Origin of the sequence: Phaeobacter sp. SYSU ZJ3003, from assembly GCF_041300735.1 — a bacterium.
Classification (GTDB): Bacteria; Pseudomonadota; Alphaproteobacteria; order Rhodobacterales; family Rhodobacteraceae; genus Phycobacter; species Phycobacter gallaeciensis_A.
This window is the reverse complement of the sequence record NZ_PXNU01000021.1, coordinates 23629-36259: the sequence shown is the minus strand read 5'-3', so window position 1 is coordinate 36259 and position 12631 is coordinate 23629. Positions and strand designations below refer to the sequence as shown.

The following is a 12631-nucleotide window of genomic DNA, read 5'->3' as shown; positions in this document are numbered from 1 at the left end:
GAAACCTTCATCCACCTTTTCCGGTGCGGAACCACGTTTCCGGGTCCACCGGACTGTTGTCCATTCTGACTTCTATATAGAGCGTTTCTGTGCGGTCAGTTCCACCCCCTTCACCGCTTAGTGACAAAATCGCACCAGCCTGCGGGGTCTGACCGCCCATCAAACCCACCGGGGTGCCTTCGGGAATGACCTGACCGGCAGTGCCATAGACCTCTGCCAGCCCTGACAGGATAAACAGCGTGTCCGGCTGCGGTTCCAGAATCACCACGTTACCCAGATCCAGCAGTGGCCCGCGATAGCGGATCGTCGCCGCCGTGGGGCTGGTCACCAATGCCCTTGGTCGGGCCGCAACCAGAAGGCCCGGACGGGCAATCCCGGCGGCATCGCGGTCGCCATAGCCGCGCAGCACCAGCCCTTCGACCGGCAACGGCAGATCGCCGCGCAGATCGCTGATGTCGGCGCGGCTTTCGATCACCGCACCATCGGCAATTTCCGACAGCCCGCTGGCAAAGCCGGACAGTGTCTCGGTCGAGGAGATCAGCACCGCCGTGCGCATCGGATCCTCGGTAAACCGCCGTGGCAGATCGGTGCGGTCGGCAATCGCGGTCGAAAGCGCGGTGCGCGCCTCCTGGATGCCGCTCAGCCCCTCTTCCAGCTTGCCCGCCGCTGCCTGCTGCAACAGGCGCAGGGTCTGCACCTCTTCCAGATCCGCGCGCAGCGTCTCGGCCCGCGCGTTGAGCCCCGGTGCAACCTCGGCCAGCATCATCGCCGAGCGCGCCGCCCCCAAAGGCCCCGACGGATGCAGCATCAGTACCGGCGGTGAGGAGGTTTCAATGGTCTGGATGACCCCCAACAGCTCGGCAATTTCGCCTTCGCGCGACTGCAATTGCGCGGTGAGCTGGGTTTCCCGCCGTGCCACGCCGCGCAGCCCGTCCCGCATAGCAGCCAGACCGGCTTCATAGGCGTGGATCGTCTCGCTCAGCGCCTTGACCCGGTCGCGGGCGCCATCGGCCTGTTCCATCCGCAGCGTTGCTGCCTCCAGCTGGGCGGCGGCCTCCCGCGCGGCGCGGGCAGCTGCCGTCTCGGCGCGCAAAGGTGCGGCCATCAGCAGGCACAGGGCCAGCCCCGGGATCAGGCGAAAGGCACGGTCAATCATGCAAGCAGGCTCTCTCCGGTCATCTCATCCGGTTTCGGCAGGCCCATCAGCTCCAGCAGCGTCGGCGCCAGATCCGCCAGCCGCCCATTGCGCAGCTTGGCGCCTTCGGGGCCGCCAACCAGCGCCAGCGGCACCAGATTGGTGGTATGAGCAGTGTGGGCGCCGCCGGTTTCCGGGTCAATCATCACTTCGCAATTGCCGTGGTCCGCAGTCACCAGCATGGCGCCGCCCGCCTTTTCCAGCGCTGCGACGACCTTGGCCAGCCCCTGATCCACCGCCTCGCAGGCCTTGATCGCCGCCGGAATATCGCCAGTGTGGCCGACCATATCCGGGTTGGCGTAATTGGTGACGATCAGGTCATAGCCCTTCTCGATCGCCTCAACGAATTTCTCGGTCACCTCAGGCGCCGACATTTCGGGTTGAAGGTCATAGGTCGCGACCTTGGGCGATTTCGGCATGTAACGGTCCTCGCCCACCTCCGGCTCTTCCTTGCCGCCATTGAGGAAGAAGGTCACATGCGGGTATTTCTCGGTCTCGGCCAAGCGGAACTGGGTGAGTCCCTGTTTCGCAACCCATTCCCCCAGCGTATTGACGATGGGCGCCTTGGGATAGCAGGTGGTCATATAGGCGTTATGTCCTTCGGAGTATTCCACCATTCCCAGCAGCCCGGCCCACTGCGGACGCGGGCCGGTGTCGAAATCGGCAAAGCCCGGCTCGCCGATAGCGCGCAGGATCTCACGCGCGCGGTCGGCGCGGAAGTTGAGACAGAAGAAGCCATCCCCATCCTGTGCGCCCGTGTAGCCCGACACCACGCTGGCGCTAATGAATTCATCAGTTTCCGACTGGTTATAGCCGTGATCCACCGCGTCGTGGGCATCGCGCACCGCACGGCCCTCGCCATTGATCATCGCATCATAGGCTTCCTTGACGCGTTCCCAGCGGTTGTCGCGGTCCATGGCATAATAGCGCCCCGTGACCGTGGCCACGCGGGCACCTTCGGGCATCTTTTCCTTCAGTTCCTCGAAATAACCAAAGGCCGATTTCGGGGCCACGTCACGGCCGTCGGTCACAGCGTGCAGCCAGACCGGAACCCCTGCGTCGCGGATCGCTTTGATCGCCGCCAGGATATGGGTGATATGCCCGTGCACACCCCCGTCCGAGACCAGCCCCATCAGATGCGCGGCGCCGCCGGTTTTCTTCAGCTTGGCGATAAACTCCTGCAAGGCAGCATTGTCAAAGAAAGAACCATCCTCGATGGCAAGGTCGATCTGGCCAAGATCCATTGCCACCACCCGGCCGGCGCCGATATTGGTGTGGCCGACCTCGGAGTTGCCCATCTGCCCCGAAGGCAAGCCCACATCCGGCCCATGGGTGATCAGCCGCGCGGTGGGGCCTTTTTCCATGATCGCATCAAAAGTCGGCGTCTTGGCCAGATAGGGCGCGTTCGCCACCCCCGGCTCCCCGGCGCCCCAGCCATCAAGAATACAGAGTACGACAGGTTTGGGGACAACGGGTTTCGGTCTGCTCATCGGTTCATCTCCGCCATGGTCGGGCTGTGTCAGCGTTGAGAGGCCTTCTACAGGCTTGGCGCGAAATGCGAAACCGCCGTTAGCGCCAGATGTGGCAATGGGCGCAGGTAGACATAAGGGCCGCGCCCGACCCTGGGTGGGTGCAAAGCGCCCTCCCACGGGGGAGGGTCGGGCGCGGCCCGGCGGTGCCGGACCAAGCTGTCCTTACCCCTCTGGCGTCAGCAGATGCCGCAGCAGCGCGACGGGATGGGCACGCAAAGACAGGCGCAGGGCGACGTAATCCTCCACCACCTCTTCGCCCAGGGTCATCTGCGGCAGGTGGGCGGTGGGTTCATCAATGGCCTCGCCTTCCAACTCGCGCTCGAACAGCGGCAGGGGTTTCTTTGCGGTGATCGCCTTGGCCTGCCACAACGCCTCACGGCGCGACAACCCCAGCACGGCAAAGGCATCGGCCTCGGCCAGTCGTTCGATCACCGGCGGCGGCAGGCCCGCCTTACGCCAGACGTCCTGCACCTCGGTATAGCCATTGCCGCGCGCCGCCGTGAGCCAGCTGACGTCCTCATCGCTCAGCCCCTTGATCTGCCGGAAGCCAAGGCGCAGCGCCAGCCCGCCCTGTCCGTCCGGCTCCATCACGTTGTCCCAGTAGCTGGCGTTGATGCAGATGGGGCGCACCTCCACCCCATGGGCGCGGGCGTCCCGCACGATCTGCGCAGGCGCATAAAACCCCATCGGCTGCGAATTGAGCAGAGCGCAGGCAAAGATCCCCGGATGGTGGCATTTGATCCAGGCCGAGGCATAGACCAAGAGCGCGAAACTGGCAGCGTGGCTTTCGGGAAAACCATAGGCACCAAAGCCCTCGATCTGGGAAAAGCAGCGTTCGGAAAACTCCGCATCATAGCCATTGCGCGCCATGCCGCGCAGGAACAGGCTGCGGAACTCGGACACATTGCCATGCTTGTTGAAGGTCGCCAGCGAACGGCGCAACCGGTCGGCTTGTTCAGGGGTGAAGCCCGCCCCCACCATGGCGATCTGCATCGCCTGCTCCTGAAACAGCGGCACGCCCATGGTCTTGCCCAGCACCTCACCCAACGCATCGGAAGGGAACTCCACCGGCTCCTCGCCATTGCGGCGACGGATATAGGGATGCACCATATCGCCCTGAATGGGGCCGGGGCGGATGATCGCCACCTCGATCACCAGATCGTAGAAATTGCGCGGCCGCATGCGGGGCAGGAAATTCATCTGTGCCCGGCTTTCGACCTGAAAAACGCCGATACTGTCAGCCCGGCACAGCATGTCGTAGACCGCCGGATCCTCGGGCGGCAGCGTCGCCAGCGCGTAGTCCAACCGGTGATGCTGCCGCATCAGGTCAAAGGCCTTGCGGATGCAGGTCAGCATGCCAAGGCTCAGCACATCGACCTTGAGAATGCCCAGCGCGTCAATATCGTCCTTGTCCCAGCAAATGACCGTGCGCCCCTCCATGGTAGCGTTCTCGATCGGCACCAGTTCATCCAGTCGGCCCGCGGTGATGATGAATCCGCCGACATGTTGGCTAAGGTGCCGCGGAAAGCCGATGATCTGCCCCACCAGATCTAGCGTCTGGCGCAGGCGGGGCGCGTCGGGATCCAGTCCGATCTCGCGCAGGCGGGCATCGCCGCCGCCGCTGCGGTCAAAACTGCCCCACAGCTGCGAGGACATGGCAGCAATGGTATCTTCGCTCAGCCCCATGGCGCGGCCCACCTCGCGGATGGCGCGCTTGCCCCGGTAATGGATCACCGTCGCGCAGAGCCCCGCCCGGTGGCGACCATAGCGGTCATAGATCCACTGGATCACCTCCTCGCGGCGCTCATGCTCAAAATCCACATCGATATCCGGCGGCTCATCGCGGGCCTCGGAGACAAAGCGCTCAAACACCATGGTGCCGGTTTCCGGGCTGACCGAGGTGACGCCCAGGCAATAACACACCACCGAATTCGCCGCCGAGCCACGCCCCTGACACAGGATCCCGCGGGAGCGCGCGAAATCGACGATGTCGCGCACAGTCAGGAAATAAGGCTCGTATTTCAAACGGGCGATCAGGGTCAGCTCATGCTCCAGCATGTCGCGCACCTTTGGCGGCGCGCCTGCGGGATAGCGCCAGATCAGCCCCTCTTCTGCCAGACGGCGCAGACGCGCGGACGGGGTTTCACCCTCCAGCCCCTCATCCGGGTAGTCATAGCGCAGCTCATCCAGCGAGAACGTGAGCCGCGCTGCGAGATCCTGCGCCCGGGTCAGCGCCCCCTCATGCCCGCGAAAGATCCGCTGCATCTCATGCGGTGCGCGCAGGCGCTGTTCGCCATTGGCAAGAGCAGCGCGGCCCAGATCCTCGACCCGGCAGCGCAGGCGAATGGCGCTAAGGACATCCGCAAGACGGCGGCGCGCGCCGTGGTGCATACGTGGGGCGGCGCTGGCAATCGTGGGTAGGTTCAGCGCATTTGCCTGCTCCTCCAGCCTGGCAAAGCGACGCCCGTCCCGCCCATCATAAGCAGGCGCCATCATCAGATGCACCCGCCCGGCAAAGCGGCGCGTCAGCGCCTCCATATGCGGCGCCCATCCGCCCGCGCCGCCCGGCAGGTGTTCCGCCGGTGGCAGAAGCAGCAGGTGCAACCGCTCGCCCTGCTCCAGAAGATCAGCCAGTTCCAGATGACAGGCACCTTTCTCGGCCCGCAACCGCCCAGCCGAGATCAGCCGACACAGGCTCCCCCAGCCCATGCGATCCTCTGGCAAGGCGATCAGCGGCGGCGCATTGGCGAACACCAGCCGCGCGGCCGGGATCAGCCGAGGCACTGCATAGATCGGAAAAGACGGCGCTGGCGGCACATCCGCAGGCCGGGGCGGTCCGATCAGCGCATTGTCCCGGTCCCAGGCCTGCCGCTCTGCCACACGCCGGGCAATATCGCGGCAATGACTGTGCGCGCGCACGATCCCGGCCACCGAGTTCTCGTCCGCAATGGCCAGCGCCTCAATCCCCAACGCCACCGCACGCTCCACGTACTCCTCCGGGTGCGACGCCCCGGTGAGAAAGGTGAAGTTGGACAGAATCGCGAATTCAGCAGACATGCCTCCAGTATATATTCACGTTTTGTTCTTATTTCGAGTCACCCATTCCACCACAAGGTGCCGCCCCGCGGATCCCGCCCGAAGGGGGATCCGCGCCACGCCCAACCGGGAAAATCCGGCCCTGCCGGTTTTAAAACGGGCGGGGGCCTCTGCCTGCTTTCCCCATCAGCCGGATGCGCAGGATCCGGGTCGCCACCGCCCTGACACTGCGGGCAATGTCGCGTCAGAACAGGAGACAGACATGCTGACAATCACCGCCCTTACAACCGACACCGCCCGCGCCCTGCAGGCCGGAGGCCTTGATGCAAACGGCCAGACACCGGAACGCAGCACATCAGGCGGAGCCGGAAATCCCTGCCGCCACTGCCTGCGTTACATCCCCGAAGGCGCCGATATGCTGATCCTCGCCCACCGCCCCTTTCCAGACCCGCAGCCCTATGCCGAGGTCGGGCCGATCTTTCTTTGCGCAGAGGAATGCGCACGCCACGAAGGGGACGCGATGCCCGAGGTGCTGCAAGGCTCCCCCGATTATCTGATCAAGGGCTACGGACAGGATGATCGCATCGTCTATGGCACCGGCGCGGTGGTGGAGGCGGAGCGCATGATGGGACAGGCCGAGGAGATCTTCGCCGATCCCCGCATCGCCTATATCCACATCCGATCGGCCCGCAACAACTGCTATCAGGCGCGAATTGATCGAGAGTGAATGCAAGTAGGCCAGCGCCCGACCCAGGGTGGGTGCAACGCGCCCTCCCTGGGCGAGGGTTGGGCGCTGCCCGGCCTGGCGGCCGGACCAACAGGTTGGCGCCTACAGCGCTTTCCCCATGGCATAGTTATGCATGGCCACGCCCCGGCGCAGGAAATCGCGGCGCCCCTCATCGGTGAATCCTTGCCGCAGGAAGAACCGGCGGGCGGCCTCGCTGGCCTCGACGTAAAGTCCGGACAGGCCCTGTGCAAAGGCCTCCTCCTCAAGCCGAGCATAGAGCAACGCGCCTAGGCCTGTGCCCGCATGATCCGGCGCGATGTAGAAACAGTCGATATGGCCATCCGGCTCCAGCTCGATGAACCCCTGCGCCACGTCATCCTGATCCGCTGCGACCCAGATCTGTCGCCCATCAGTTGCGCGCTGCTCGATCACATCGGCGGGCGCTTCCTCCGGGCTCCAGGCCACGCATTGCGCCGGGGTGTAGTCCCGCGCGCCGATCCCGTGCACGGCGGCATGAAAGATGCGGCCCCAATCCGCCGCATCACGCTCCTCGAATGGACGAATGCGCATCGGGGTGCCCCTCAGGCAGATTTCGTAAGCGCGAGGAAGACATCCTCCAGATCCGCCTCTTCGGTCTTCACATCGCGAATCGAGATCCCGGCGGCGCGCACGGCGGCCAGCACATCCTCGGCGCTGGTTTTCTGGCTGTGATAGCGCAACACCACGGCGCCATCACCGCGCAGCTCGGACTCGATGCCTTCGCCTTTTGGCAGATCGCTCACCGGAGCGGCCGGATGCACCACCATGGCGCGGGCATCGAGACGGCCCAGCAGATTGGCGGTGCTGTCGCGCGCCACCACCTCGCCCTGGTTGATAATGGCGATCTCGTCGCACATCTCCTCGGCCTCTTCCAGATAATGGGTGGTGAGGATGATGGTCATGCCCTGCTGGTTCAGCTTGCGCACGTTTTCCCACAGCATCTGACGCAGCTCGATATCCACCCCGGCGGTGGGTTCATCGAGCACAAGGATATTGGGGCGGTGCACCAGCGCCTTGCCTAGCAAAAGCCGCCGCCGCATGCCCCCCGACAGGGTCCGGGCATAGGCTTCGGCCTTGTCCTCCAGCCCGATCATGCGCAGGATCTCATCGCTGTAGCGTTCGGATTTCGGCACGCCATAAAGACCCGCCTGCACCTCCAGCGCTCCACGCGGGGTGAAGAAGGGGTCAAGATTCAGCTCCTGCGGCATCACCCCGATCGAGGCGCGGCTCTGGCGCGGATTTTCGTCCTGATCAAAGCCCCAGATCGTCACCTTGCCGCTGGTTTTTACCACCAGCCCCGCAAGGATGTTGATCAGGGTGGACTTGCCGGCCCCGTTCGGCCCGAGCAAGCCAAAGACCGATCCGCGCGGCACCGTCAGATCGATGCCCTTCAGCGCGTGTTTCTCGGGCTGGCCCTTGCCGCCCTTGTAGGTTTTGCGCAAGCTTTCGATCCGGATTGCATCATCAGTCATCGCGGCTCTTGCTCCCTCGGCTGTCCTGTCACATAAAGCCCCTACCCCATCAGCAAGAGGATCGCCAGCCGATGACCATCGAAGCGCCTGAAACCAAGATCGTTGACAGCTACCGTGTCGCCTGCGACGGCGGCGAAGGCGCGCTGGGACATCCGCGGGTTTACCTGCAGATCCCCGAGGATACCGGCTGGGTCGAATGCCCCTATTGCGATTGCAAGTACATCCACAAGGATTTCGAAGGTAAAGCCAACTGATCCCACCTTTTCCGGCAGATCAGCATGCCTGAGACGACGAAAGGCGCCCACGGGAGACCGGAGGCGCCTTTTCTATATTCTATCGTCATTTGGGCCAGTCAGCTCGGAATTATCCGCTATCTGGCCCGTGGGCTCAGACCATGTCGAGTTCGTCCTCGTCCATAGCCGCCTCTTCGCCCGCACCCGCGTCACTCTCTGCATCCGGCTCAAGGCTCAGCGCCGCCATGAGGTCTTGACCGGACTCATCACCAGAGGCCGAGAAGCCCTCAAGCGCGTCATCATAGGCCATCAGCACCTCATCAGCATCCTGAAAGCCGCCTTCGGGTGCATCGATTCGGAACAGTTCCTCGGGTTCCCCATCCGCGCCATCGCCATAGAAGATGATGGATTCGATTGAGGTTACTTCGCCATAGACCTCGTCCGTATCGAAGTAGGACAGGTAGTTTTCAAAGGTCGGCTCGGTGCCCTCGGGCAGTGCGATATTGTTATAGGGGTTCGGATCGGGTTCTTCGTCCAGAATATAAGTACCGCCCAGGGGCGCGCCCGTGTCAGAGAACTCCTCACCAAAGAAGATCTTGCTGTAGGTGGGGTCTTCCGGCTCCTCGGGCACCTCCGGCTCTTCGGGGTCCGTGGAAACGCCCTTGATCGATCCCGCATCAGTGGTTGTCGAGGTGGCCCGAATACCGAAAATATCAATATCTTCAAGGCTGTCGACATCCAGAGACACCGTCAGCGTATCGCCATCCGACAGATAGGTTTCCTTGTCTTCCCCCTCCGGACCAAGACCTGGATCGCTCAGCGCTGCAGCATCGTCCCACTGGATCTTATCGCCTTCAAGCCGGGTCCCGTTCATGTTGAGCGGACCATCCAGCGAGGCGCTGTCACCCGAAAAGTCGTCGTCGCCAAAATAGACGGCATTCACATCCATCGCCCCTTCGACGACCGAAATATCGGCAAAGAATTCGCCATTTTCCTCATAAAGGGAGACCGTGTAGGACAGCCCTTCTGCTTCATAATTGAAGACCTTTGCATAATCCGGCATCCGGTTCTCCTTCACTCAAACGCAAGGTTGGTGGAACAGATTTTTCCAAATTCAGCATCCCCCCAGGCTCCCACCTCGGGCACGCGCGATTGACGCTTGATACACCAGAAACTTAAAATGCCGGAGAAAAACCGCCGACACGGGGTGGAAACAGACTGTTTACCGCTAGCCCGATGCCCGATTTTCGTGCCGCCAGTCTTGGCACCTCGTCAGGCCGATAGGCCGGACAGCCCCCGCCCCTCCCCGGCAAAAGGGAAGCGGGCCGTCCTTACCAATGCCCCGCAATCCTGCTGATTGCCCGGCTTTGCGGAAACTCCAATTGCCCTTGGCCATCGGATCACCGATAACCCGGAAACAGAACACGAACGGTTTCCCGGGAAGGAGCGCGACAGTCATGAGCGGTACGCAATTCGGCAAAGGCTGCCATCTTCACCTGATCGACGGCTCGGCCTTCATCTTTCGGGCCTACCACGCGCTGCCGCCGCTGACGCGCAAGTCCGACGGGCTGCCAATCGGCGCCGTCGCGGGTTTTTGCAACATGTTGGTGAAATATATCGAGACCAATACCGGCCCCGATGCGCCCACACATGTGGCAGTCATCTTCGATCACTCGGGCAAGACCTTCCGCAACGATCTTTATGATCTTTACAAGGCCAACCGCCCGCCTGCGCCCGAAGACCTGCGTCCGCAGTTCCCGCTGACCCGCGACGCCACCCGCGCCTTCAACATCGCTTGCAAGGAGATCGAAGGCTTCGAAGCCGACGACATCATCGCCACCCTGGCCCATCAGGCACGCGATGCGGGCGGGCGCTGCACCATCATTTCCTCGGACAAGGACCTGATGCAGCTGGTCGGCGGCGGCGTCGAAATGCTGGACGCGATGAAGAACAAACGCATCGACAGCGACGGCGTGATGGAAAAATTCGGCGTCGGCCCCGACCGGGTGGTCGATGTGCAGGCACTGGCAGGTGACAGCGTCGATAACGTCCCCGGCGCGCCGGGCATCGGGATCAAGACCGCCGCGCTGCTAATCAATGAGTTCGGCAGCCTTGATGAGCTGCTGGACCGCGCCGAAGAAATCAAACAGCCCAAGCGCCGCCAGACCCTGATCGAGAAACGTGACCAGATCGAACTGTCGAAAAAGCTGGTGCAGCTGGACTGCGACATGGTGCTCGACTTTTCGCTTGATGATCTGGAACTGCGCGAACCCGATCCGGATACGGTACTGAATTTCCTGACCGAGATGGAATTCCGCACCCTCAGCGCCCGGATGGCCAAGCAGATGGGCCGCGAAGCGCCGGTGATCCCCGAGCCCACTGCTACCCCCGCTGCGGCAGCAGAGGACGATCCGGCAGAGGCCGTGCCTTTCGACGCCGAAAAATACGAATGCGTGCGCGATGCCGAGGCGCTGCAGGTCTGGATCGACCGGATCCGGGGCCGCGGCTGGGTTGCCTTTGACACCGAGACCACCGGCCTCAATGAAATGACCGCCGATCTGGTAGGTGTATCCCTTTGCGTTGAGCCGGGCGAAGCCTGCTATATCCCCCTCACCCACAAGGCCGAGGCAGGCAGCGACGATCTTTTTGGATCGGATGCCTTGGCCGAGGGCCAGATGGATTTCGACACGGCACTTTCGATGCTGAAACCGGTGCTTGAGGATCCCGCGATTCTCAAGATCGGCCAGAATATGAAATACGATGCCAAGATCATGGCCCGCCAACGCGGAGCGGGCTTTGCGGATGGCATCACCGTCGCGCCCTATGACGATACCATGCTGCTGTCATACTCCCTCCACGGGGGGGAGCACGGTCACGGCATGGACACGCTTTCGGAACGGTACCTTGATCACACGCCGATCCCGATCAAGCCTCTCCTGGGCACCGGCAAATCCGCGATCACATTCGACCGGGTGCCGATTGCCGATGCCGTGCCTTACGCAGCCGAGGACGCCGATATCACCCTGCGCCTGTGGAAGACGTTCAAGCCGCAGCTGCACCGCGAAAAGGTCACCACCGTCTATGAAACGCTGGAACGGCCCCTGTCGCCGGTGCTGGCCCGGATGGAGCGCCACGGCATCAAGGTGGATCGCGACACGCTGAGCCGCATGTCCAACGCCTTTGCCCAGAAGATGGCGGCGCTGGAGGATGAGATCCACACCCTCGCCGGTGAAAGCTTCAACGTCGGCAGCCCGAAACAGCTGGGCGAGATCCTGTTCGACAAGATGGGCATCGAAGGCGGCAAGAAAGGCAAGACCGGCGCCTATGCCACCGGCGCCGATATCCTGGAAGAACTCGCCACCGAACATGAACTGCCCGCGCGGGTGCTGGACTGGCGGCAATTGTCGAAACTGAAATCGACCTACACCGATGCGCTGCAGGATCACATCAACCCGGAAACCGGCCGCGTGCATACATCCTACGTGCAGACCGGCGCCAACACCGGACGCCTCGCCTCGGCCGATCCGAACCTGCAGAACATCCCCGTCCGCTCCGAGGAAGGCCGCCGCATCCGCGAGGCATTCGTGGCGGAGACCGGCAACAAGCTGCTGTCGCTCGACTACAGCCAGATCGAGTTGCGCATTCTCGCCCATGTGGCCGATATCGGCACGCTGAAACAGGCCTTTGCCGACGGGCTGGACATTCACGCCATGACCGCCTCCGAGGTCTTTGACGTGCCGCTGGATGAAATGACGCCCGACATCCGCCGCAAGGCCAAGGCGATCAACTTTGGCGTCATCTACGGCATCTCGGGATTTGGCCTGGCGCGCAATCTGCGCATCCCGCGGGCCGAGGCGCAGGGCTTCATCGACCGCTATTTCGAACGTTTCCCCGGTATCCGCAAATACATGGACAGCACCGTGGAGTTCGCCAAGGAGCACGGCCACGTGCAGACCCTGTTCGGGCGCAAGATCCACACGCCCGAGATCAACGCCAAGGGACCGCGCGCCGGTTTTGCCAAACGGGCCGCGATCAACGCGCCCATTCAGGGCACCGCCGCCGACGTGATCCGCCGCGCCATGGTCCGGATGCCGGATGCCATCGCCCACCTGCCCGCCAAGATGCTGTTGCAGGTGCACGACGAACTGATCTTCGAGGTGCCCGAAGCGGCGGTGGAGGAAACCACCGAGACCGCTCGCCGGGTGATGGAAAGCGCCGCAGATCCGGCGGTGCATCTGGATGTGAAACTGACCGTCGATGCCGGGACCGGCGACAACTGGGCCGAAGCCCACTAAGCGCGCCCGCCCTGATCCAACCTGTTCCCAGACCTAGAAGTATCCCCCGGCTGCCAAGCAGCCGGGGGTATATCTTTCAGTTACTGGCTTTTTACCTGCAGG

The 12631-nt window shown here is 63.1% G+C and carries 9 protein-coding genes; 3 read left to right on the top strand and 6 right to left on the bottom strand.

Annotation, left to right across the window (positions count from 1 at the left end; all coding sequences use genetic code 11):
- Window positions 1-7: 7 nt before the first annotated feature.
- The 3 genes from C6W91_RS09325 to C6W91_RS09315 form a co-directional block, all read right to left on the bottom strand.
- Window positions 8-1156 (bottom strand): murein hydrolase activator EnvC, encoded by a 1149-nt coding sequence (locus tag C6W91_RS09325; RefSeq protein ID WP_065271651.1) that lies wholly within the window; start codon window positions 1154-1156, stop codon window positions 8-10.
- On the bottom strand, window positions 1153-2685 hold the full coding sequence (gpmI, locus tag C6W91_RS09320) for a 2,3-bisphosphoglycerate-independent phosphoglycerate mutase (RefSeq protein WP_065271652.1): 1533 nt from the start codon (window positions 2683-2685) through the stop codon (window positions 1153-1155). The genes C6W91_RS09325 and gpmI overlap by 4 nt, the downstream gene beginning before the upstream one ends.
- Before the next feature lie 204 nt (window positions 2686-2889).
- Window positions 2890-5784, bottom strand: coding sequence for an error-prone DNA polymerase (locus tag C6W91_RS09315; protein ID WP_065271653.1), 2895 nt, complete (start codon window positions 5782-5784; stop codon window positions 2890-2892).
- Between the two features lie 241 nt (window positions 5785-6025).
- On the opposite strand from C6W91_RS09315, the gene C6W91_RS09310 reads away from it, so the two are divergent.
- Complete coding sequence (locus C6W91_RS09310; protein ID WP_065271654.1) at window positions 6026-6490, top strand: DUF1203 domain-containing protein; 465 nt, start codon at window positions 6026-6028, stop codon at window positions 6488-6490.
- A 102-nt stretch (window positions 6491-6592) separates the two neighbouring features.
- Here the strand turns inward: C6W91_RS09310 and C6W91_RS09305 are convergent, their stop codons facing one another.
- Both C6W91_RS09305 and C6W91_RS09300 read right to left on the bottom strand, forming a co-directional pair.
- Window positions 6593-7060, bottom strand: a complete 468-nt coding sequence (locus C6W91_RS09305) for a GNAT family N-acetyltransferase (RefSeq protein WP_065271655.1) — start codon at window positions 7058-7060, stop codon at window positions 6593-6595.
- Window positions 7061-7071: 11 nt separating this feature from the next.
- Complete coding sequence (locus C6W91_RS09300; protein ID WP_065271656.1) at window positions 7072-8001, bottom strand: ABC transporter ATP-binding protein; 930 nt, start codon at window positions 7999-8001, stop codon at window positions 7072-7074.
- 71 nt (window positions 8002-8072) lie between these two features.
- Between C6W91_RS09300 and C6W91_RS09295 the strand changes: the two genes are divergently transcribed.
- Complete coding sequence (locus C6W91_RS09295) at window positions 8073-8255, top strand: zinc-finger domain-containing protein (protein ID WP_065271657.1); 183 nt, start codon at window positions 8073-8075, stop codon at window positions 8253-8255.
- A gap of 133 nt (window positions 8256-8388) precedes the next feature.
- On the opposite strand, the gene C6W91_RS09290 is transcribed toward C6W91_RS09295, so the two are convergent.
- Window positions 8389-9297, bottom strand: a complete 909-nt coding sequence (locus C6W91_RS09290) for a hypothetical protein (RefSeq protein WP_065271658.1) — start codon at window positions 9295-9297, stop codon at window positions 8389-8391.
- 394 nt (window positions 9298-9691) lie between these two features.
- Here C6W91_RS09290 and polA point away from each other — a divergent pair, with 394 nt between their 5' ends.
- A complete protein-coding gene (gene polA, locus C6W91_RS09285; protein WP_065271659.1) occupies window positions 9692-12529 on the top strand; it encodes a DNA polymerase I in 2838 nt (945 codons plus the stop codon).
- Window positions 12530-12631: the final 102 nt, after the last annotated feature.

Bases quoted from the DNA above. Each gene is read 5' to 3' on its own strand.
- C6W91_RS09325 (WP_065271651.1), bottom strand. From the start codon at position 1,156: ATGATTGACCGTGCCTTTCGCCTGATCCCGGGGCTGGCCCTGTGCCTG.
- gpmI (WP_065271652.1), bottom strand. From the start codon at position 2,685: ATGAGCAGACCGAAACCCGTTGTCCCCAAACCTGTCGTACTCTGTATT.
- C6W91_RS09315 (WP_065271653.1), bottom strand. From the start codon at position 5,784: ATGTCTGCTGAATTCGCGATTCTGTCCAACTTCACCTTTCTCACCGGG.
- C6W91_RS09310 (WP_065271654.1), top strand. From the start codon at position 6,026: ATGCTGACAATCACCGCCCTTACAACCGACACCGCCCGCGCCCTGCAG.
- C6W91_RS09305 (WP_065271655.1), bottom strand. From the start codon at position 7,060: ATGCGCATTCGTCCATTCGAGGAGCGTGATGCGGCGGATTGGGGCCGC.
- C6W91_RS09300 (WP_065271656.1), bottom strand. From the start codon at position 8,001: ATGACTGATGATGCAATCCGGATCGAAAGCTTGCGCAAAACCTACAAG.
- C6W91_RS09295 (WP_065271657.1), top strand. From the start codon at position 8,073: ATGACCATCGAAGCGCCTGAAACCAAGATCGTTGACAGCTACCGTGTC.
- C6W91_RS09290 (WP_065271658.1), bottom strand. From the start codon at position 9,297: ATGCCGGATTATGCAAAGGTCTTCAATTATGAAGCAGAAGGGCTGTCC.
- polA (WP_065271659.1), top strand. From the start codon at position 9,692: ATGAGCGGTACGCAATTCGGCAAAGGCTGCCATCTTCACCTGATCGAC.